18 protein-coding genes are annotated in these 20335 nt (G+C 64.0%); 8 read left to right on the plus strand and 10 right to left on the minus strand.

What is annotated here, in order from left to right; translation table 11 throughout:
- The 4 genes from RA19_RS24120 (at position 1) to RA19_RS24135 (ending at position 5014) form a co-directional block, all read left to right on the plus strand.
- Positions 1-1044, plus strand: a complete 1044-nt coding sequence (locus RA19_RS24120) for an Ldh family oxidoreductase (RefSeq protein ID WP_039167982.1) — start codon at positions 1-3, stop codon at positions 1042-1044.
- A 4-nt stretch (positions 1045-1048) separates the two neighbouring features.
- Positions 1049-2044 carry a sterol desaturase family protein gene (locus RA19_RS24125; protein WP_039167985.1) on the plus strand — a complete coding sequence of 332 codons (996 nt, stop codon included), beginning with the start codon at positions 1049-1051 and terminating at the stop codon, positions 2042-2044.
- A gap of 97 nt (positions 2045-2141) precedes the next feature.
- Entirely contained in the window at positions 2142-3473 is a 1332-nt protein-coding gene (locus RA19_RS25985; RefSeq protein WP_052262034.1) for an MmgE/PrpD family protein, read from the plus strand.
- On the plus strand, positions 3470-5014 hold the full coding sequence (locus RA19_RS24135; protein ID WP_039167987.1) for a trimethylamine methyltransferase family protein: 1545 nt from the start codon (positions 3470-3472) through the stop codon (positions 5012-5014). Before RA19_RS25985 ends, RA19_RS24135 begins: the two co-directional genes overlap by 4 nt.
- 63 nt (positions 5015-5077) lie before the next feature.
- Here RA19_RS24135 and RA19_RS24140 read toward each other — a convergent pair whose 3' ends face one another.
- The 10 genes from RA19_RS24140 to RA19_RS24185 all read right to left on the minus strand — a co-directional run bounded on the left by RA19_RS24140 (position 5078) and on the right by RA19_RS24185 (position 16267).
- Positions 5078-6352, minus strand: coding sequence for an aspartate aminotransferase family protein (locus tag RA19_RS24140; RefSeq protein ID WP_039167989.1), 1275 nt, complete (start codon positions 6350-6352; stop codon positions 5078-5080).
- 66 nt (positions 6353-6418) lie between these two features.
- Positions 6419-7522: a mandelate racemase/muconate lactonizing enzyme family protein gene (locus RA19_RS24145; protein ID WP_039167990.1), complete on the minus strand. Its 1104-nt coding sequence runs from the start codon at positions 7520-7522 to the stop codon at positions 6419-6421.
- A complete protein-coding gene (locus RA19_RS24150; protein WP_039167993.1) occupies positions 7519-8748 on the minus strand; it encodes a TauD/TfdA family dioxygenase in 1230 nt (409 codons plus the stop codon). Before RA19_RS24150 ends, RA19_RS24145 begins: the two co-directional genes overlap by 4 nt.
- Positions 8748-9386: a dimethylsulfonioproprionate lyase family protein gene (locus RA19_RS25990; protein ID WP_052262036.1), complete on the minus strand. Its 639-nt coding sequence runs from the start codon at positions 9384-9386 to the stop codon at positions 8748-8750. Before RA19_RS25990 ends, RA19_RS24150 begins: the two co-directional genes overlap by 1 nt.
- Positions 9387-9390: 4 nt before the next feature.
- Positions 9391-10500, minus strand: a complete 1110-nt coding sequence (locus RA19_RS24160; RefSeq protein ID WP_039167995.1) for a mandelate racemase/muconate lactonizing enzyme family protein — start codon at positions 10498-10500, stop codon at positions 9391-9393.
- Positions 10497-10781: a cupin domain-containing protein gene (locus RA19_RS24165; protein WP_039167998.1), complete on the minus strand. Its 285-nt coding sequence runs from the start codon at positions 10779-10781 to the stop codon at positions 10497-10499. Before RA19_RS24165 ends, RA19_RS24160 begins: the two co-directional genes overlap by 4 nt.
- Positions 10782-10871: 90 nt before the next feature.
- Complete coding sequence (locus RA19_RS24170) at positions 10872-11981, minus strand: mandelate racemase/muconate lactonizing enzyme family protein (protein WP_039168001.1); 1110 nt, start codon at positions 11979-11981, stop codon at positions 10872-10874.
- 16 nt (positions 11982-11997) lie between these two features.
- Complete coding sequence (locus RA19_RS24175) at positions 11998-12606, minus strand: dimethylsulfonioproprionate lyase family protein (protein WP_039168003.1); 609 nt, start codon at positions 12604-12606, stop codon at positions 11998-12000.
- Positions 12603-13700: an alcohol dehydrogenase family protein gene (locus tag RA19_RS24180; protein WP_039168006.1), complete on the minus strand. Its 1098-nt coding sequence runs from the start codon at positions 13698-13700 to the stop codon at positions 12603-12605. The genes RA19_RS24175 and RA19_RS24180 overlap by 4 nt, the downstream gene beginning before the upstream one ends.
- 107 nt (positions 13701-13807) lie before the next feature.
- Positions 13808-16267 (minus strand): FAD-dependent oxidoreductase, encoded by a 2460-nt coding sequence (locus RA19_RS24185; protein ID WP_039168009.1) that lies wholly within the window; start codon positions 16265-16267, stop codon positions 13808-13810.
- Between the two features lie 71 nt (positions 16268-16338).
- Here RA19_RS24185 and RA19_RS24190 point away from each other — a divergent pair, with 71 nt between their 5' ends.
- Genes RA19_RS24190 through RA19_RS24205 form a run of 4 tightly spaced genes read left to right on the plus strand, consistent with a single transcriptional unit; the run spans position 16339 to position 20169 of the window.
- Positions 16339-17226 (plus strand): MurR/RpiR family transcriptional regulator, encoded by an 888-nt coding sequence (locus RA19_RS24190; protein ID WP_039168012.1) that lies wholly within the window; start codon positions 16339-16341, stop codon positions 17224-17226.
- The gene (locus RA19_RS24195) at positions 17223-18323 is read left to right on the plus strand and encodes an aromatic ring-hydroxylating oxygenase subunit alpha (RefSeq protein ID WP_039168015.1); all 1101 of its coding nucleotides are present in this window, start codon (positions 17223-17225) and stop codon (positions 18321-18323) included. The genes RA19_RS24190 and RA19_RS24195 overlap by 4 nt, the downstream gene beginning before the upstream one ends.
- A gap of 6 nt (positions 18324-18329) precedes the next feature.
- The gene (locus RA19_RS24200) at positions 18330-19784 is read left to right on the plus strand and encodes an aldehyde dehydrogenase family protein (RefSeq protein WP_039168017.1); all 1455 of its coding nucleotides are present in this window, start codon (positions 18330-18332) and stop codon (positions 19782-19784) included.
- Position 19785: 1 nt separating this feature from the next.
- On the plus strand, positions 19786-20169 hold the full coding sequence (locus RA19_RS24205; protein ID WP_039168018.1) for a carboxymuconolactone decarboxylase family protein: 384 nt from the start codon (positions 19786-19788) through the stop codon (positions 20167-20169).
- The last annotated feature ends 166 nt before the right edge of the window (positions 20170-20335 follow it).

The following is a 20335-nucleotide window of genomic DNA, read 5'->3' on the forward strand; positions in this document are numbered from 1 at the left end:
ATGCAAGCGCCTGCGTCGAAACTCACCCTGCAAGGCACCCGCACAATTGTAGCAGCAGCCGAAGCAGAGGCCCTGATCAGCCGCATCTTTCTGAAGCTGGGCTGCAGCCCAAAGGCATCGGCGCAGGTCGCGCAGCACTTGGTCGACACCAGCCTCTGCGGCATGGAGAGCCACGGCATCATGCGGGTGCTTCAATATGCCGAGCAGATGCAGTCCGGCTATCTCGACCCCAAGGCCGAACCGCGAGCCTTCCAGGATACCCGCGGCGTGATAAGGATCGAGGGCGGCGGCGGCATCGGCATCCCGGCGATGCATCTGGCATATGAAACCGGCATGCAGGAGGCGCGAGAGCGCGGGATCTCGGCGCTGTCGATCCGCCATGCAGGCCACACCGGCCGCCACGGCGCCTTTGCCGATATGTCGGCAGAACAAGGCTTTCTCACCATCTGCATGGGCGGAGGCAACCGCGAAAAATGGCGCCAGGTCGCCCCCTATGGCGGTGCCCGGGCCAAGCTGCCGACCAACCCTTGGTGTGCAGGCATCCCGGGTGGTTTGCAGGGGCCGGTGGTGCTGGATTTTGCCACCTCCAAGATTGCCGGCGGCTGGATCTATGCCGCCCAGTCCGCAGGCGCGCTGCTGCCGGAAGGCTGCGTCATCGACCGCGATGGCAACCCGACCCGCAATCCCGAAGATTACTTCAACGGCGGCGCCATCCTGCCCGCAGGTGCCCAGAAAGGCTATGCGCTGGCGCTGGTGGCGGAACTGATCGGCGAGGCGATGCTCGGGCCTTCGACCACCGAGTGCAACTGGCTGCTGATCACCCTGGACGCTACCCGTTTCCGGGAGGCGCCGGCGATGCAGGCCGCGGCGGAGGAAGTGCTTGATGACCTGCGCAGCTGCCCGCCCGCGCCGGGTTTCGACCGGGTGGAGATCCCCGGCGAGCGCGAACGCAACCACCGCAAGGCTGCCAATGGCCAGGCTGCGGTGCCCGAGGAAACATGGGCGCAAATTCTGGCGCTGGCTGAAAGTTTAGGCGTGGAGTGAGAACATGAGGGACACCGCAGGCGCCGCCCCGAGCAAGAACCGCACCTGGAACCACCACCCGGACTTGCCGATCCCGGTGTCCCCGATCTTCAGCTGGCCGCCCCGGCCGGTTGCCTGGCTGAAATGGGTCGCTTCCTATTGGCTGGCGATCAGCTCGGTCACCGTCGAACTGGCTTTGGCCTGGGCGATCTACACCTGGTTTCAGCCAAGCTGGGAGACCATGCAAAGTCTCGCCCCCGGCTGGATCCTGCAAATCTGGCTGCGCAACCTGATCCTGCTGAGCCTGGTAGCGGGCGGGCTTCACCTGTGGCTCATCACTCTGAGAGGGCAGGGGCAGCAGCTGAAGTTCGACGCCCGCGGCCAGACACGGGACAATGGCCACTTCACTTTCCGCAACCAGGTCTGGGACAACATGTTTTGGTCCATTGCTTCCAGCCTGACCTTCTGGACGATGTATGAGATCCTGTACTTCTGGGCCGCCGCCAACGGTTATGCACCGCAGATCAGTTTTGCGGGAAACCCGGTGTGGTTCGTCGCCTGGCTGGTGATCATCCCGATCTGGTCCAGTTTCCACTTCTACTGGGCGCACCGGCTGTTGCACTGGCCGCCAATGTACAAGCTGACGCATGCGCTTCACCACCGCAACATCAACATCGGCCCCTGGGCGGGTATTTCGATGCACCCGGTCGAGGCCTTTCTATATTTCTCGACGCTGCTGATCCACTTCGTGGTTCCCTCGCACCCCGTGCACGTCCTGTTCCACTGTTATGTGAACGGCCTGAACCCCTGTGTTTCCCACTCAGGCTTCGAAGGCGTGCTGGTCAAGGACAAGAACCGCTTCAATGCAGGCGACTTCTTTCACCAGCTGCATCACCGCTATTTCGAGTGCAACTATGGCACTGCCGAGATGCCTTGGGACGTGATCTTCGGCTCTTTCCACGACGGCAGCGAAGACGCCACCCGCGCGACCCGCGAGCGCAAGAAGCAGATGTACACGTGAGGCAAGGAAAGCTGATGCAAACGAACTGTGAAAGCCACTTAGGTCAGGCGCTGCCCGGCGATGCCGCCGGGCGGGTCCTTCTTGAGGAACAAGTGCTATGACATCCCTGCCAGCCTTCGCCCGCTTCGCCGCCTCGGCCGAACCGCCTGAGGACCAGCTGCCCATGGTTGCCCGCGCCGTTGCCGACTGCTTCGGCTGCATCCTCGCGGGCACAAAAAGCGATGTCGCCAGGGCTGCACGAGTAGCCCTGCTGCCGGTCGGCGCAGGCCCCGCGCCGCTCTACGGCACACCGCAGACCGCCACACCTGCCTATGCCGCCCTGCTCAATGCGGTGTCCGGCCACGCCTATGACCTCGACGACTGGGAGGAGCCGGGCAACACCCACCCCACCATCGTGATCTTCCCGGCGCTGCTGGCGGTGGCGGAAACCGTCCCGTTGACAGGTGCCCGGATGTTTGCGGCCTACGCCGTGGGTTTCGAGATGATCTGCCGCCTGGGTGAGGCTGTGACGCTGGATCACTACACCCGCGGTTTCCACTCCACCGCCACTCTTGGCACAATCGGAGCCGCCGCGGCTTGTGCCCGCGCACTGGGGTTGACGGCGGAGCAAATCGGAAACGCCATGGCCATCGCGGTCTCGCAGGCCACCGGCTACACGCTGCAATTCGGCTCGAGTGTCAAACCGCTGCAAGCGGGTTTTGCCGCTCGCGCCGCCTATGAGGCCGCGCTGCTGGCCCGCGCCGGCGCCACAGCCAAGCCGGAGGTGCTCGACAGCGTGCGCGGTTTCAACGGGCTGATGGGGGCGGGGACGCCGGACACCTTTGCAACTGCCGCTGCCAAGCTCGGATCCCCTTGGGCGCTGCAGGAATACGGGCTGCTGATCAAACCCTGGCCCTCCTGCAGCTATATCCACCGGCTGATGACCATCGCGCTGGAGCTGCGCCAGCAAGCGCCGCACGAGAGCATCGCAGAGGTCCGCGCCACCATGCCGGACTTTCACAAGGCGATCCTGCCCTTCGACCGCCCGGCCAGCAGGACCGAAGCGCTGTTCTCGGTGCCTGCCTGCACCGCGCAGGTGCTGGTGGCCGGAGACCTCACCATGGCCGACAGCGCTGCCGGTTTCTGGGAGCGCCCCGAAGTGGCACGGCTGATCGAGGCTACCACGGTCACCACCGTCACGCCGCTGAATCCGGAGCTGAACTACGACCCGGCCCAGCCCGACCGCCTGGAGCTGATCCTGCGCGACGGTCGTATCGTTTCCGGCACCTGCGATAATCCGCTGGGCTCGCGCCTCACCCCGATGAGCGATGCGCAATACGCTGCCAAGTACCACTCGATCACCAGCCGTCCGGCTGATGAGTTCGGCACCTGGCTCAGCTGGACCAAGGCACCTGACGTTGCCGACCATTTCAGAAAGGCCCTGACATGACCCGCCAACGCCGCAGCGGCGGCCGCGCCGCCCGCCGAACCGAACGCGCCGATGGCGCCGGCTCCGGCCCCTCCACCTCGATCTGGCCGGGCATCGAGGGCGGCCGCTTCGCCCCCTTCACCGCGCGTGAGATTGAAATGGTCGGCGAAACCGCCTTCCGCATTCTTGCGGAGATCGGCGTCAAAGGCGCCACCCCGAGATGCATCGACACTGTCTGCAGCGCCGGCGGTTCGCTGACCGAAGACGGGCGCCTGCTGATGCCTGCCGAACTGGTTGAACGCACCCTGAAAATAGCAGGCCGCGGTTTCAAACTGCACGGGCAGAAGCCGGAGCATGACCTCGACCCCTCCGGCACCCGCATCCATCTGGGAACTTCCGGTGCGGCGGTGCATATCGTCGACAGCCTGACCGGCGAAATCCGCGACAGCACCCTGCAGGACCTCTACGACATGGCCCGCCTGGCCGAGGCGCTGCCCAACATTCACATGTTCCAGCGCACCGTGGTGGCGCGCGACCTTACCGACCCATTTGAGATGGACCTGAATACCGCTTACGCCTGCCTTGCAGGCACCGCCAAGCCTGTGGGCGGCTCCTTCACCTCGGAAGAGAACATGGAGGCCGCAGTGCAAATGATGCAGATGATCGCAGGCGGTGCCGGCGCCCTGCGGGCACGGCCGCCATTCTGCGTCTCCACCTGTTTCATCGTGCCGCCGCTCACCTTTGCCGAGGAGGCGCTGGGCGTCATCGAATGCGCGGCCCGCCATGGCATTCCGCTGAAACTGGTTTCAGCAGGGCAAGCAGGTGCCACCAGTCCGGCGCCATTGGCTGGAGCTGTCGCCCAGCAAACCGCCGAAGTCCTCGCGGGCCTGGTCTACGTAAACCTCCTGAACCCCGGCCACCCCGCCACTTTCGGAGCACTGCCTTTTGTCAGCGACCTGCGCACCGGCGCCATGTCGGGCGGCAGCGCCGAACAGGGGCTCCTGATGGCCGCCTGTGCCCAGATGGCGCAGCACTATGATATCCCCTGCGCGGTTTCGGCGGGCATGACCGATGCCAAGATGCCGGATTTTCAGGCAGGCTATGAGAAAGGCATTACCGAGCTGCTCTCGGCCCTCTCAGGCGCCAACCTGATCTATGAGGCGGCAGGGATGTACGGGTCGCTTTTGGGCTGCTCGCTGGAGAGCTTTGTTCTGGATAACGACATGATCGGCTCGATCATGCGGGCCACCCGCGGGTTCGAGGTCAGCGAGGAGACCCTGTCGCTGGAGGTGATCCGCGATGTCTGTGTTGGCGGGGCAGGGCACTTTCTGGGCCATGCGCAGACGCTGAGCCGGATGGAGAGCGACTATTACTATCCGCCGCTCGCCGACCGCCGCACCCCGCAGGAATGGGCAGCCGCACCGGACAAGGATTTGCTGGAGAAAGCCCGTATCCGCACACAGGAACTGCTCGCCGCGCCGCTGCCAAGCCATATCCCGGCAGAGATCGACGCCGAGATCCGCAAGCGGTTTCCGATTCACGTGCAACAGCGGCTGCACTAGAAGCAGAAAGCCCCGGAAGCTGATAACAGCTCCGGGGCTTTGCTGAGCATTCAGTATTCAGGATTAGTCCAGCGCCATCGCCGCCTTGCGGATGGCTGCTTCGGTCTGCTCCAGGTCTTCTTCCGTCAGTGCCAGGCTCGGGTAGGTTTTGCCGGGCGACTTGAAGATGCCTTCTTCGCGCAGCACCGCGTTGTAACGCTTGGTGCGCTCCGCGTTGCCGGCCTGGGTGTCGCGGTAATCGCGCACCTTGGCGTCAGTGAAAACCACCTCGAACAGCGCAGGCTCGCCGACGATCTGGAACGGCACCCCGGCCTCTTCCAGTGCAGCACTTGTCGCCTGCATCAGCCGCTTGCCGGTGCCGTTCAGCTTGTCATAGGCACCCTCGCGGCGCAGCACTTCCATGGTCTTGAGACCGGCCACAGCCGCCACCGGGTTGCCCGACAGGGTGCCCAGTTGCATCAGCCAGCCCTCGGCACCAACCTGTGCCTTATCGAAATGCTGCATGATATCGGCACGCCCCACGATGGCCGCCAAGGGGAATCCGCCGCCGATCACCTTGCCCAGCGTCGCCAGGTCCGGAGTGACACCGTACAGCTCCTGCCCGCCGCCATAGGTGGAGCGGAAACCGGTCACCACCTCGTCAAAAATCAGCAGGCTGCCGTGCTTCTGCGTCTCTTCGCGCAACAGCTCAAGGAAGCCCGGCAGCGGCGGCACGATGCGCTGCAGCGGCTCAGCGATAATCGCGGCGATCTCTGACCCGTGCTCCGCCATCAGCTGCTTGATATATTCAAAGTCGTTGAACGGGGCGACCAGCACTTCGGCTGCGACAGACGGCGGGATGCCCGCACTGTCCGGCACCGCCTGCGGGAAGTTCACCCGCACCGACGGGGCAAGGCTCATCTGGGCCTCGGCCGACATGCCGTGATAGCCGCCTTCGAATTTCACGATCTTGGTGCGGCCGGTAAACGCCCGCGCCAGACGGATCGCATACATATCCGCCTCGCCGCCGGTCGACACATAGCGCAGCTGCTCGCCGCACGGCACCGCGCGGCAGATCTCTTCGGCCAGCTCGATGCCGCGGGCGTTGCTGGCAAAGAAAGTCATGCCCTTGGGCAGCTGCTCCAGCACCGCCTCCATCACCTCCGGGTGGCCGTGGCCCAGCATCATCGGGCCAGAGCCGATCAGATAGTCGATGTATTCCTTGCCGTCTTCATCCCACACGCGCGAGCCCTTGCCCTCGCGGATGACGATACCGGGGTCGAAATTGCCAAAGCCGCCAGCGGGCAGCACCGCGCGGGCGCGTTCGGTCCATTCGGCCTGGGAGAGGATCTTTTCCATGTCTTCAGTTCCTGTTGAGGGCGGGGTTGCCCATTGTTAGGTGTTTTTTGACCAAAAAGTCAAAATTTAATCGATCACAGCTGCGGGAGCGCCGAGTTCCTCGCGGTCCGGCCGCACGCCGAGGCCAGGGCCTTCGGGCGGCGCGATGCGGCCATTGCGGCGCTCGGGCCCGGCCGGGTCCAGCCGTGGACTGGCATAAGAGGAAAGGTCGCAGACGTTCATCACGCTGAGGGGCTCTGTCGATGCGCCCAAGTGCAGCAGCGCCGCAGTGGTGATGTCAGAGCCCCAGGTGTCCTCGATGCACATTTTGGCGCCCAGATGCAGGCACAGGTCGCGGGCCCGGCGCGAGGCGGACAGCCCGCCGAATTTCGAGAGCTTAATGGCCACAGCATCCATCACACCTGCGGCATGGCCTGCCAGCAGCGATGCGGTGTCGTGGGCGTTTTCATCCATTTTCATAGGCAGCCCGCAGGCCGCGCGCACCCGGGCACAATCCTGGATGGTGGCGCATGGCTGCTCCAGCATGATGTCGAGATCGGCGACAGCCCGGCCAACCCGCGAAGCATCCAGCGAGGTGGCGCCGCAGTTCCAGTCGCCATAGACCAGCGGGCCTTCACCCACCGCTTCGCGCACCATCCGCAGCCGCGCTACATCGGCCTGCCAGTCGCGGTCGGCGCCAAGCTTCACCTGAAACTGGGTGATGCCGGTGGCCTGCGCCTCTTTGGCGATGCGGGCCATTTCCTCGGGCGCGACGCAGGTGATCGAGTGATAGAGCGGCATATCCGCCTGCCGCTGCCCGCCCAGCAGCGCGTGCAGCGGCAGGTTCGCCGCCTGTGCGGTCAGGTCCCACAAAGCAATATCAATGGCGGATTTCGCATAAGGGTGCCCCTGCAGCCAGGCGTCAAGCCTGGCCATCACCGCCTCCGGCCCCACCGGATCGGCACCCAGCAGCACCGGCGCCATCTCCTCAACCGCCGGCACCACGCCGCGGGCATAGGCGGGCAGGTAATGCGGGATCGGGCAGACCTCGCCCCAGCCGGTTTGGCCGGTATCGGTGTCCAGCGCCAGCACCACGCTTTCGACCGTGTCGCAGGTCTTGCCCTCGGCCATGTAATAGGCGGTGTGGCTGGTCAGCGGCACATGCCACAGGGAAATACGGGTGATCTTCATGTGATGTCCTCAGGCAAGGGAAGGCGGATCTGGGTCAGCAGGCCGGAGTCCTGTTCCACTTCCGCTTCATCAGTATGGCCCAGCTCCAGCGCCAGGCATTGCAAGGAGTTGTTGAATTCGTCGCGGTCGACCGACAGCTGCTGCAGCCAGCGCTCGCCCGCGGATTTGTCGAAGGAGCGGCGGGTGTGCAGCACCCGGTGGTTGTCGAAGATGGCGCATTGGCCGGGCTGCAGCACTGCCTCGAACGCGTGGGAATAGTCGTAGACCTCGCGCTGGAACGACCCGAGCGCGCGGTAGACCGGCTCAATCAGATCAATGGGCAGGTCCAGGGGCGGCAGCACCCGGTCCGACATCGACACCCCGCGCACAACGCCATCGTCATCCACGGTGATGGTTCTGGTGCGCGAGCGGAAACGCTCCTGCGCGTTGCGGGTTGCGGCAGACAGGACTGGGATGCGGGTCAGAATGTCGAAGGACTGCGGATCGCGTTTGCGCAGCCGTTCGGCCGCCGCCACCCCGTCAATATAGAGAGACGCCCCGCGGCCGGCGGCATCCGGCTTCAGGCAATGGAAGAAGCTGATGCCGGGGACGTTGTCCCGGTAATCCTCGTCAATATGCGGTGCCTGGGCGTTGGCGGCAGTGGCGCCGATGCCCTCGCCGGCACCGGTCTGATCCGCGGGTTTCGAGCGCACATCGAACAGCTCGCCGAAATGAGTGCGGCGGATGGGGCCGAACCAGGGCGCAATCTGCGGCAGCGTGCCTGGTGCATCGCCCAAGCCCTCCAGCAGCACAATCCCGCAGTCGCGCAGGTGCAGGAAAATCTCGAACCGCTGGGCCGGGTCCTGCATGGCCTCCGCCGGGAACCAGCGGAAACTGTCAGCCTCGGCCCTGCTCCAGGGCTTCGGCAGCCGCCGCCGCTTGGCGCGGGCGGTCTCCGAAAGGCAGGCGCGGCGCAGCTCCGCCAGCTGATGCCGGGTCTGGCGGCCGTCGTGCTGCCAGTTGAGAACCAGCGCGCCGCCGTCCAGTTCCGCACTGGCCAGTACCGAAATCTCCGGCGGCTCGATGATCAGGCAGTCCGCATCCGGCTCCTGCTCCGGCCGGCCGGTGGCCGGGTGGAACAGGTAGTGGCGCAGCCAGATGTAGGGAAAGGCGCTGGTATGGCCGTCCGGCCAATGCACATGCAGCAGCCGGGTTTCATTGTCGAAAGAAACGTCCTTGCAGTCCATCAGGTCTTCTCCTTCTGTCCCAAGTCGGATTTCTTCAGCAAGTCCTCGCCGCGCCAGAAGGCCGCTGCCAGCAGCGGGCCGGGCACCATGCCGATGGCGTGCTTCTGGTGCGGCGCGTGGTGGATGGTGTCTCCAGGCCCGGCATCGTGCGCCGGGCGGCCCTCGGAATGGAACCGGGCCTGGCCTGCGAGGATCAGATAGGTCTCCTCGGGCGCATGCGAATGTTCATCGTAGTGCTGGCCTGCGCCCCAGTAGCCGATGGACAGCCGCATTTCGCTGCTTTGGTACAGGCCTTCGGGAGAGATCAGATTGACCCAGCCGTAATTGTCCAGCCACTCGCGGGAGAAGCCATCCGCCTCGGTGTAAGTCTGCTGCCAGCGCAGATTGGGTATTGCACGTAAAAGTGCCTCAACAACCGGTAGTGTGCTTGCCGAAACAAGAGGCTCGCGACCGCCCGGGCGGGCGCGAGCCGGGCCACATTGTGACCCGGCACGAAAACTGCTGATGTTATCGCAAACAGGCAAGCGGAGCGGCTCGACATCCAGCAGCGGCAACTCCTGCATCCGCGCAGCAAACCAGCCCAGACCTTCGGTCCGGGCGGCCAGTCGTGTCAGTTCCCGGAGCAGCCTTTCGGGCATCGCTTCAGCCTCCGTAAACCGCAACCGGATCTCCCAGCGCGCCCTCTTCAGGGGTCACACCAATGCCGGGCAGGGAGGGCGGCACCGCGACGCCTGCTTCATTGCGGGCGCCCTGGCCGGGGACCGGGTCCACATCCAGATGATAATGGCAGAGCCAGCTCGCCAGCCGGTTCGCTTCCGGCGTCGCAGCCGCCAGATGGATCGCGGCCGTATCTGCCAGCGCCGAGCCGCCTAGGTCCTCGATATGCATCTGCCAGCCCACAGAGACACCAAAGTCGCGGATTTGCCGCGCGCGTGTCAGCCCGCCGACGCGGTTGGGCTTCACCTTCACGCCCTCGCAAGCGCTGCGCCTCCAGGCCTCCAAGTGGTCGCCGAACGTATGCATGCATTCATCCAGCATGATCGGGTTGGACACCCGGGCGGCCACATGGGCGCATTGGTCCAGCGTCTCGCAGGGCTGCTCTACCCAGTCACGTGCCTTGACCGAGTTCAGAACCTCTACCGCCACACCGGGCTGCCAGGCACGGTTCACGTCAAAGGTCACCTTGTGGCCCTTGGGCAGTCCTTCCGAGATCGCCTCAATCCGGTCGATGTCGAGGCCGATGTCGGTGCCGCCCACCTTGGCCGAATGCACAGTGTAGCCCTTCTGCGCAGCCCGTCCGATCAGGGCCAACATCTCCTCCGGGGTGCCGGTGGAGATCGACGAGTTAACCAGCACCGGCGCCGCCTCCGCCCCGCCCAGGAGCTGCCACAGCGGCAGGCCCGAGGCTTTGCCGAGAATATCCCAGCAGGCCATGTCGATCGGTGATTTCACGTACGGATGCCCCGGAAGCTGCACATCCATCACCCGGTTCACATGATCCAGGCTGCGGGGGTCCAGTCCGATGAGGGCAAGTGCAAGTGTTTCAATGCCGGCCCGGATCCCAGGCCCATGCGCAGGCAGGTAAGTATGCCCCCAGGGACAGCCCTCACCCCAGCCCGAGAGACCCTCATCGGTGTCGATGCGCACAAATGTGCTGTCGAGCTTCTCGAACTTCAGCCGTCCGCCCGACAGGTAGTAAGGCTCGGTCAGCGGCATATCGAGCTGGTAGACGGTGATCCGGGTGATCTTCATTTCAGTTCCACTTCCACAAAACTCATTGGGGCGCTGCCTGCGTTGATGACATTATGCTCGACGCCTTCGTCGCGGCGGTAGGCTGTCCCCGCGGGGACAGTGACTTCTTTTGCTTCGCCTCCCGGCATCTCCAGCCGCATGTGGCAATCGGTGACGGCGGTGATCACGTAGTCCATCGCATGTGTGTGCCAGCCGGTTTCGGCACCGGGGGCAAAGTCGAAGCGGGTCACGCGGACGCGGTCGTCGTCGATCATCTGGGTGGCTTGGGCTGCGATGGGCATGGCAATTCTCCTGATTGAATACCTATCCAGCCTAGGCCCGCCTGCGGCTGAGGCCGCGAGCCAGACGGGGCAAGGGGATCAGGCCAGTCATCAGGCTTCACCGAACGACGCCACCGGCGCGCCGAGGCTTTCGAAGTCCGGGGTGACCCCCAGCCCAGGTGCGTCCGGAGCGTAGAGCTTGCCGTTTTCCGCGCGCGGGCCGCCGATGCCGGTGGAGCGGGTGTTGTAGTTCATCAGATCGGTGGTGTTGTGCAGGTAGTCCTCCGGTGTCGTCGCTGCGAAATGCGCAAGCGTGGCGCTGCAGATCTCGCCGCCCCAGGTGTCCTCGGCCACCACCGGCAGGCGGTTTTCGACCAAGTAATCGCGCACCCGGCGGGCCTTGGAGATGCCGCCGAGGTTGGAGATCTTGAGGCAGACCAGATCGGCGCCGTGATCGGCGACGATGCGCTGGGCCGCCTGCATGCCGGTCACGCATTCGTCGAGTTTCATTGGCAGGTCGGTGCGCATCCGCACCTGCTGGCATTCCTCGTAAGTCCGGCAAGGCTGTTCCAGGATGTAGTCCAGATCCTTGGTCGCCCGGGCCACCCGCAGCGCGTTGTCGACCCGCCAGCCCTGATTGGCGTCGGCCATCGCCTTTTCGCCCGGTTTCAGCAGCGGCACGGTGGAGCGGATGCGCTCGATATCAGCCACCCAGTCGCCGCCCACCTTGACCTGGAACTGGCGGTAGCCCTGCGCCCGGTAGCCGTCCATTTCGGCGATCGTCTCTTCGGTGCCCTTTTGCGGCGCCACCCGGTACATCGGCGCGCCGTCGGTCAGCTTGCCGCCCCAGAGGCGCCACAGTGGCGCGTCCAGCGATTGTCCCAGAATGTCCCAGCAGGCGGCGTCAAACGGGCCTTTAGCATAGCCGTGGCCTTGCACCAGATGGTCCATGATCCGTTCGATCCGGGCCACGTCGCGCGGGTCCTCGCCAATGAGGGCAGGCGCCACCAGGCGGGCGAGTGCGGGCACGCCCTCGGAATGGGCGACCATGTAGTTCTCACCGCAGGGGGTGAACTCGCCGCAGCCTTGCAGGCCTGCGTCGGTGTCGATCACCACGACCGAGGCGGTGGCGGTTTCAATCGCGTTGCCTACGCCCCAGACATAGGCGCCGCCCACATACGGAAGGCCGGTTTGGAAGACGCGGATACGGGTGATTTTCATGAGGTGCGCTCCTGTCTCAGCCCGCGGACATGGCCGGGTCATCCGCCAGCCCCTCGCCGCGCCAGAAGACGAAGCAGAGGATCGGATGCTCGTTGGTGATCATCGCATGGGGCTGGTTTGCCCCGTGCATCTTGGTGTCGCCCGGCACCAGGCGGCGGACTTCCTCGCCCTTGGCCATGAAATCGGCGCTGCCGGAGAGTATGGTGTAGAGTTCTTCGGGTGCGTGTTCATGCCAAGGGTAGTTGAGGTTTGGCCCCCAGTAGCCGATGGTCATCCGGGTCTGGAGAGAGTGGAAATGGCCGGTGGGGCCGACCAGTTCGAACCAGCCGAAGCGCTGCAGGAAATCATGCCCGACCTCCTCCTCGGTATAGGTGAGGCGCCATTCCGCGTGCGGTGCCAAGGCCATGATTGCCTGCTGCAGGGCGCGGACTTCGGCCTCTGCCGGGATGTCCTCGGCGGCAAAGCCGGGGTCTGATTGCACCAAGGCGGCGCCGGGGATCTGGTGGCCTTCGCGTCCGGCCCAGGTGATGTCATCTGGCCAGGGCTGAAACTCTGCCACGGCGGGCAGGGCGGCGTGATAGGCTTTGGCGGCTGCCAGCGCCTGATCGAAAAACTCTTTGCTCATGGGGTTACCACAATGTTTCCGGTGTGCGTCTTTGCAATGAAAGCTTCCTGCGCCTGCGCCAGCTGTTCTAGCGGGAAAACGGCAGCCAGGAGCGGTTTCAGCGCACCGCTTTCGATCATGCCCACCACCCGTTGCATGGTGCCGGGCGGGCAGATGGTGGCGCCAGTGAGCTGCAGGTCCTTGTAGACCAGCTGGCGCAGATCGAATTCGGCAAACTGGCCGGCAATGCAGCCCGAGGTGGAATAGCGCCCGCCCTGGCGCAGCGCGTTGATCAGCGGCATGAAGGTGGTGGCGCCGACCACATCCAGCGCGATGTCCACCGGACCGCCAGCAGCTTCGCGGATGGCGGCCTCCAGATCAGGGGTGTTGCGGTCGATGACCGTCGCCGCGCCCAGGTCATAAAGCAGATCCGCCTTGTTGGATGAGGCCACCGCGATCACCCGGCAGCCGCGCAGGCGGCACAATTGAATGGCGGCTGAGCCGACGCCGCCGGAGGCGCCGGTGATCACCACCGTCTCACCCGGGCGCGGCGCGGTACGCTGCACCAGGTTTTCGGCAGTGGTATAGGCGCAGGGGAAGGTGGCGAGTTCCGCATCGCTCAGATCCGAAGTGATCCTGATGGCATTGGCGCTGCGGACTTTGGTGTATTCGGCAAAGCCGCCATCGCATTCAGAGCCGAAATAGGCGGAGTTCTCCGGGTTCTGCCAATCGCCATGGCCCAGCAGCCAGGGGTCGATCAGCACCCGCTCGCCGATCCGTGCCGGGTCGACGTCTGCGCCCACGGCAACAATGGTGCCCGCCACATCCGCTCCTTGGATGCGGGGAAAGCTGAGCGCACCTGCGCCCCAGGAACTGTCCTGGTCGTCGGTGGTCTCAAAGCCGCTTTCGGCGCCGTCTCCCAGCACCTCGGCATTGGCCTTGGAATACCAGGCGGTCCGCGTGTTGATATCAGTGTTGTTGAGCCCGCAGGCTCCTACCCGCACCAGTACCTCACCCTTGTCCGGCTGCGGCGTTGCGGTGTCGCGGTAGTCGAGCTTGTCGAGGCCGCCGTGGCCGGTCAGCAGCACGGCTTTCATGGTTGCGGGCAGGGTCATGTTGCGCGGGTGTCCTGTTGGTTATTGGGGGAGGGGGGCGCTGCCCCCCGCCTTCGGCTCCCCCCGGAGTATTTCTGGCAAGATGAAAGGGGGGAGCCGGGTTTTGCTTATTCCGCCGGGGCAAGGGCTGCGTCGGTGCGGGGCAGCAGGCTTTCGGGGTCATAGGCGGGGGCACCCAGGATCCGGCCTTTGCGGGGGCTGCCTGCCACGATCACCTCGATCTCTGTGCCCGGCACATTGGCGTGCGGTTTCACATAGGCGAAGGCCAGGATCTTGCCGACGGTATGGCCATAGGCAACCGAGGCGGTGGAGCCCACGACCTGACCCTCCAGCAGGATGGCCTCGCCGCCGTGGCCGTCCTCAATACCGTCCGGCTCGATCTCCAGATAGGCGCAGACCCAGGGCTTGTCCGCATCGTTCAGCGTCTTGTCCTTGCCCAGATACGCCTTGTCGGTGCGGGCAAAGCGCAGCACGTCCGCCTCGGCGAGCGTGACCTCGTTGGTGAGCTCGCCTGCGCCCTTGAAGCCCTTTTCCATCCGCATCGCGTTCATCGCAAAGGAGCCGTAGTCGGCGATGCCATGCGCTTCACCCGCGGCCCACAGCGCGTCATAGACCGCCAGGGTGCTGCCGCGCGGGATGTGCAGCTCCCAGCCAAGCTCGCCTGCATAAGACATGCGGAAGGCCCAGAGTGTGTGGCCTGCAACCTCGATCTGCTGCGCGGTCAGCCATTTGAAGCCTGCGTTGGTCAGATCCGCATCGGTGCAGGCGGCCAGGACCTCGCGGGCTTTCGGGCCATTGAGAGCAAGGGCGGCCCAGTCGGTGGAAAGCGTTGTGATCTCCACCTCTTCGCCCGCGAGGTTCTGGTTCAGGTGGTCCAGGAGCCGCTGTTCAAAGAACGCAGCGCAGACCAGGTAGTAGCTGTCCTCGGCCAGTTTCACGACAGTGGTTTCCAGCTCGATCCGGCCGCGGCGGTTCAGCATATGGGTGAGGGCAATGCCGCCCACTTTTTGCGGCAGGCGGTTGGCGGTCAGCCGGTCCAGCAGAGCCGCTGCGCCAGGGCCCGAAACCTCAACCTTGGTGAAGGCGGAGATGTCCATGATGCCGACGCCTTCACGCACGGCCTTGCACTCCAGTCCAACCATGTCGTGCACTTCATTGCGGCGGAAGGAATAGTGGTCCTGCTGCGCGACACCGTTCTTGGCAAACCAGCGCGGCCGTTCGTGGCCATAGACCTCTTCATAGACTGCGCCTTTTTCCTTCAGCCGTTCATACAGCGGCGAAGGTTTGATGGGGCGGCCCGCCAGGCGGTTGAAATGCGGGAAGGGGATTTCGTGGCGCAGCTTGTAGTCCTCATGCGCCTTGGTGACCTGCCAGTCTTTGGTGGCATAAGAGCCGAAGCGGCGCGGATCGTATTCGCGCATCGAAATGTCAGCCGAGCCATGCACCATCCAGCGCGCCAGCTCGCGGGTGAGGCCCGGGCCCCAGCCGATGCCGATCTGGGTGCCGCAGCAGCACCAGTAGTTCCTGACGCCCGGCGCCGGGCCAATGAGCGGGTTGCCATCCGGCGGATGCGAGATCGCGCCGTGCACTTCGCGCTGGATACCCAGCTCGGCAAAGATCGGCATCCGGTTCAGGCTTTCCTCCAGCCAGGGCATCACCCGGTCATAGTCTGCGTCAAACAGCCAGTTCTCGTATTCCCAGGGGCAGTGGTCATGCCAGACCGAGTTGGAGCCTTCCTTCTCGTAAATGCCAATCAGCCCGCGCTTCTGCTCCATGCGGATGTAGCCGGAGACCTTCTTGTCGTCGCGGATGACGGGGAGTTCGGTGTCCAGCGCCTCAAACTCCGGCACCGGCTCGGTCACGAAGTAGTGGTGCGTCATCGAGGTCATCGGCAGCTGCAGGCCGGACCATTCGCCCATTTGGCGGGCATAGGTGCCGCCGGCGTTCACCACATGCTCGCAGCGGATGGTGCCCTTTTCCGACTCGACGATCCATTCCCCGTTGTCGGCCTGGGTGATGTTGGTGGCGCGGCAGTGTCGGATGATGCGCGCGCCCTTCTGGCGGGCGCCGGCGGCCATCGCCATGGTGACGTTGGTCGGGTCCACGTGGCCGTCGTCGGGAGTGTAAAGCGCACCCAAAACCCCTTCGAGGTTATAGAATGGGTGCAGTTCGGCGACTTTTTCGGGACCCACCAGCTCGATGTTGAAGCCCAGCGAACGGCCCACCGACAGGGTGTGGCGCAGCCAGTCCATCTCGTCTTCGGTGTAGGCTAGGCGGAAGGAGCCGCAGCCGTGCCAGGTGACGGCCTGACCGGTCTCTTCCTCTAGCTTCCCGGAATAGAGGCCGATGTTGTAATCGACGCATTTGCCGAGGCCAAAGGAGCTGGTGGAGTGGGTGATCTGTCCCGCTGCGTGCCAGGTTGAGCCGGATGTCAGCTCGGATTTCTCCAAGAGAACCACCTCCGGGCCCCAGCCCTCATGCGCCAGGTGATAGGCCAGGCCCACCCCCATCACGCCGCCGCCCACGATGACCACCTTGGCCTGTGCCGGGAATTCTTTGTCAGCCATTTCGCCGTTCCTGATTGCAGAGTCGCTTTTCTGCTCGACAGGCTAATTCCATATTTGTACCATCGTCAATCATGAATGGCACAAATGTATCATCGACTGTTTTGGAGCGCCTCACGGAAGAGTGGGATGCGCTGACTCCTGAGGCGCAGAAGGCAGCCCGCTATGTGCTGGAAAACCCTGCGGATGTTGGGGTTTCCACCGTGCGCGAAATTGCCGAGGCGGCAAATGTGAAGCCCAACACTTTTGTCCGCATGGCGCGGCAGGTGGGCTTTGATGGCTACGAGGATTTCCGCGCTCCGTTCCGCGAAGCGATTCGCAAAGGCGGGGTGTCTTTCCCCGACCGGGCGCGTTGGCTGCAGGATATTTCCAGGTCCGGAGAACTGGGCGGGCTTTATGCCGATATGGTTGGCGCTGCGATGCGCAATATCGAAGAGACCTTTGCGGGCATCGACGCGCAGGCGCTGGAGGCCGCGGCCCATGCGATTTGGAACTCCCGCCAAGTCTTTACACTGGGGGTGGGCGTTAACAACGCCAACGCCCGTAACTTCACCTATCTTGCCTCCACCGGCATGAAGCAGTTCCACGCCATCCCGCGGCCCGGTTCCACGGCGATTGATGATCTCGCCTGGGCGGACGGTCAGGATGTGCTCATCGCCATGACCTGCAAGCCCTACCGGGCCGAGGTGATCGAAGCGATCAAAATAGCGCGCGAACAAGGGGTCACCATCGTCGGCATTTCCGACAGCCCCGCCAGCCCCGTGATCCTGAATGCGGATCACGGGTTCACCGTCGCGGTGGATACACCGCAATTCTTCCCCTCATCCGTCTCGATGATTGCGTTGCTGGAAACACTGCTCTCCTTTGTGATTGCGGTTTCCAGCGAGGAAATCGTCGAGCGGGTGGAGAAATTCCACAAACGCAGGCACCAGCTGGGCCTTTATGCGGAGGAACCTGAATGAACGCCCCTCTGACCCATTCCCTTGACGCCAGGTACTACACGGACCCAGTTGTCTTTGAGGCCGAGCGGAAAGGTCTTTTGGCACGCAGCTGGCAGTTTGCCGGCCACGCCAGCCAGCTTGAGAACACTGGCGACTACTTTGCTTTTGAACTGGCAGGCGAAAGCCTGTTCAGCATCAAGGGCCGCGACGGCGAAATCCGCACCTTCTATAATGTCTGCCAGCACCGCGCCCACCAGCTGGTCTCGGGCGAGGGCACAACACGGGTTGTGGTATGTCCGTACCATGCCTGGACCTATGAACTGACGGGTGAGCTGCGCGCCGGGCCGAACATCAAGGCGGTGCAGGGTTTCGACAAATCCAAGATCTGCCTGACCGAGGTGCGCACCGAAGTGTTCCTGGGCTTCATCTTCGTGAACCTCGACCCCGAGGCCAAGCCTATGGATGAGTGGTTTCCCAATGTCCACAGCGAGCTGGAAAGCTTCGTCCCCAACTGGGGTGATCTGAAGCCGCTGGAGTGGGTCGAGATCCCGGAGAACTGCAACTGGAAGGTTTCGGTTGAAAACTACTCCGAATGCTACCACTGCAGCCTGAACCACCCGACGTTCTCCACCGGGGTGATCAAGCCGGAAACCTATGACATCCAGCCCCAGGGCTTCTGCCTGCGCCACACGACTGAGTGCAACTCGCTGGAGCAGATGACTTATGACATCAATTCCGGGTTTGAGAATAACGAGAAATACTCCAGCTGGTTCCTCTGGCCGATGTTCTCATTCCAAGTCTATCCGGGCAACCTCTTGAACACCTACCATTGGCGGGCGGTGGATGCTGACCATGTTGTGGTCTGGCGCGGCTGGTACTCGATCGGCGGCGAGGACAATGAAACCGTGCGCCGGATGGCGGTGCAGGACCGGTCCACAACGGTCGAGGAAGACATCCACCTGGTGGAATCTGTCCAGCGGGGGCTGAAAAGCCGCGGCTATGTTCCTGGCCCCCTGGTGGTTGATCCCACTTGCGGAGTGAACTCGGAACATTCAATCCTGCATCTTCAGAAGTGGATGCGCGAAGCGGCAGACCACGATCTCGCAGCAGGGAACTAACGGACTATGACACAGCTTGATGCCGAATGGCTGAACTACATTGACGGCGCCTGGGTGCCCGGCGGGGCAGGGTGGATTGATGTCACCAACCCGGCCAATGGCGAGCTGCTGGCGCGCCATGCGCTGGCCGATGCCGCGGACGTGGACCGCGCCGTGCAGGCCGCCCGCCGCCTGCACTTGTCCGGCGAGCTGTCGGCGCTGCGCCCGATTGCCCGCGGCCGCATGGTGCAGGCCATGGGCCGTTATCTGCTCGATAACATCGACGAGATTGCCCGCGTGCTGACCCTGGAGCAGGGCAAGCCGCTGTGGGAATCCCGGATCGAGATCGAAGGCGCCGCCCTCTATTTCGAATACTACGGCAACCAGGCCAGCACCGTCGAAGGCCGCTCGATCCCGCTGGGCGGCGGCTACTTCGACTGGACCGAGAATGAGCCGATGGGCGTCTCCGCCCAGATCATCCCCTGGAACTACCCGGTGGAGATGACCGCGCGTTCACTGTCGGCAGCACTTGCCACCGGCAATGCCTGCGTGATCAAAACGCCCGAGCTCACCCCGCTCACCAACGCCTGGCTTGCCCGGGCGGCGGAGGCCGCCGGTTTCCCGGCCGGTGCGGTCAACATCCTCTGCGGCTACGGGCATGAAGCCGGCGCGGCGCTGTCGGGCCATCCGCAGGTGAACCAGATCGTCTTCACCGGCTCCGTCCCCACCGGCATCCGCATCGCCACCGCGGCAGCGCAGAACGTGGTGCCTTGCGTGCTGGAGCTTGGCGGCAAATCCGCCGCCATCGTGCATGAGGACGCCGACCTTGAGGCGTTCGAGAATGACATCCGCTGGGGCATCTACTTCAACGCAGGCCAGGTCTGCAGCGCCATGAGCCGCGTCATCGTGCACGAAAGCCGCCATGACGAGCTGGTCGAGCGCGCAGTGAGCGTCGCCCAAAGCCTCAGCGTAGGGGCAGGCATCGACCGCCCTGAATTCGGCGCCAATATGGGAGCCATGGTCTCCATGCCCCAGCGCGACCGCGCCCTGGGCATCGTCCAGCAGGCCCAGGCCGACGGCGCCACCATCGCAGCCGGCGGCACCCCTGTCGGCAATGCAGGCGCTTTCCTGGCTCCGACCATCGTTTCCGGCATCACCCCGAATGACTCCATCGCCAGCGAGGAAATCTTCGGCCCCGTGCTCTCAGTCCTCAAGTTCCAATCCGATGCCGAGGCGATCGAGATTGCCAACAGTACCGAATACGGGCTGGTCGGCGGCGTCTTCACCCGCGACCTCGACCGCGCCACCCAATCGGCCCGGCAGATCCGCGCAGGCCAGGTGTTTGTGAACGAATGGTACGCAGGCGGCGTCGAAACCCCCTTTGGCGGCTACGGAAAATCCGGCTATGGCCGCGAAAAGGGCCGAGAGGCACTGTGGAACTACGTGCAGACCAAGAACATCGCCATGAAATTGAGAGGCTGAAATGAGCGCATTTGACGAAGACCTGTTCCTGAAAGGCCTGGAGCAGCGCAAAGGCACCCTGGGTGCCGAGTATGTTGAAAAGAACCTGGCCGCGGCGGATGATTTCACCCGGCCCTTTCAGGAGGCGATGACCGCCTGGTGCTGGGGCTTCGGCTGGGGCGACGACGTGATCGACGCCAAGACCCGCTCTATGATGAACCTCTCGATGATCGGTGCGCTGGGCAAAATGCACGAGTGGGAACTGCACTGCCGCGGCGCCATCAACAACGGCGTCACCAAGGAGGAGATCCGGGCGATCATCCACGTGATCGGCATCTACTGCGGCGTGCCGCAGGCTTTGGAATGTTTCCGGGCTGCCCGCAAGGTTCTGGAAGAGCAGGGCTGACGGTCCGGAATATGAGATTGGAGGAGCGGCCTGTTTTGGGCCGCTTTTTTGTTTGGTGCCTTTCGGCCTTTGACCATTGGCCCAGTTCCCGCGGGTATTTTTGACCGGAAAGAAGGGGGGATTCTGGCTGGATGCGGCGATTCCGGTGGTTTGTTCTGTGGGTAAG

The sequence above is a fragment of the Leisingera sp. ANG-M1 genome, from assembly GCF_000813745.1.
Taxonomy (GTDB): Bacteria; Pseudomonadota; Alphaproteobacteria; order Rhodobacterales; family Rhodobacteraceae; genus Leisingera.

Bases quoted from the DNA above. Each gene is read 5' to 3' on its own strand.
- RA19_RS24205 (WP_039168018.1), top strand. From the start codon at position 19,786: ATGAGCGCATTTGACGAAGACCTGTTCCTGAAAGGCCTGGAGCAGCGC.
- RA19_RS24185 (WP_039168009.1), bottom strand. From the start codon at position 16,267: ATGGCTGACAAAGAATTCCCGGCACAGGCCAAGGTGGTCATCGTGGGC.
- RA19_RS24135 (WP_039167987.1), top strand. From the start codon at position 3,470: ATGACCCGCCAACGCCGCAGCGGCGGCCGCGCCGCCCGCCGAACCGAA.
- RA19_RS24165 (WP_039167998.1), bottom strand. From the start codon at position 10,781: ATGCCCATCGCAGCCCAAGCCACCCAGATGATCGACGACGACCGCGTC.
- RA19_RS24190 (WP_039168012.1), top strand. From the start codon at position 16,339: ATGAATGGCACAAATGTATCATCGACTGTTTTGGAGCGCCTCACGGAA.
- RA19_RS24200 (WP_039168017.1), top strand. From the start codon at position 18,330: ATGACACAGCTTGATGCCGAATGGCTGAACTACATTGACGGCGCCTGG.
- RA19_RS24120 (WP_039167982.1), top strand. From the start codon at position 1: ATGCAAGCGCCTGCGTCGAAACTCACCCTGCAAGGCACCCGCACAATT.
- RA19_RS25990 (WP_052262036.1), bottom strand. From the start codon at position 9,386: ATGCCCGAAAGGCTGCTCCGGGAACTGACACGACTGGCCGCCCGGACC.
- RA19_RS24140 (WP_039167989.1), bottom strand. From the start codon at position 6,352: ATGGAAAAGATCCTCTCCCAGGCCGAATGGACCGAACGCGCCCGCGCG.
- RA19_RS24175 (WP_039168003.1), bottom strand. From the start codon at position 12,606: ATGAGCAAAGAGTTTTTCGATCAGGCGCTGGCAGCCGCCAAAGCCTAT.
- RA19_RS24170 (WP_039168001.1), bottom strand. From the start codon at position 11,981: ATGAAAATCACCCGTATCCGCGTCTTCCAAACCGGCCTTCCGTATGTG.
- RA19_RS25985 (WP_052262034.1), top strand. From the start codon at position 2,142: ATGACATCCCTGCCAGCCTTCGCCCGCTTCGCCGCCTCGGCCGAACCG.
- RA19_RS24145 (WP_039167990.1), bottom strand. From the start codon at position 7,522: ATGAAGATCACCCGTATTTCCCTGTGGCATGTGCCGCTGACCAGCCAC.
- RA19_RS24150 (WP_039167993.1), bottom strand. From the start codon at position 8,748: ATGGACTGCAAGGACGTTTCTTTCGACAATGAAACCCGGCTGCTGCAT.
- RA19_RS24195 (WP_039168015.1), top strand. From the start codon at position 17,223: ATGAACGCCCCTCTGACCCATTCCCTTGACGCCAGGTACTACACGGAC.
- RA19_RS24125 (WP_039167985.1), top strand. From the start codon at position 1,049: ATGAGGGACACCGCAGGCGCCGCCCCGAGCAAGAACCGCACCTGGAAC.
- RA19_RS24180 (WP_039168006.1), bottom strand. From the start codon at position 13,700: ATGACCCTGCCCGCAACCATGAAAGCCGTGCTGCTGACCGGCCACGGC.
- RA19_RS24160 (WP_039167995.1), bottom strand. From the start codon at position 10,500: ATGAAGATCACCCGGATCACCGTCTACCAGCTCGATATGCCGCTGACC.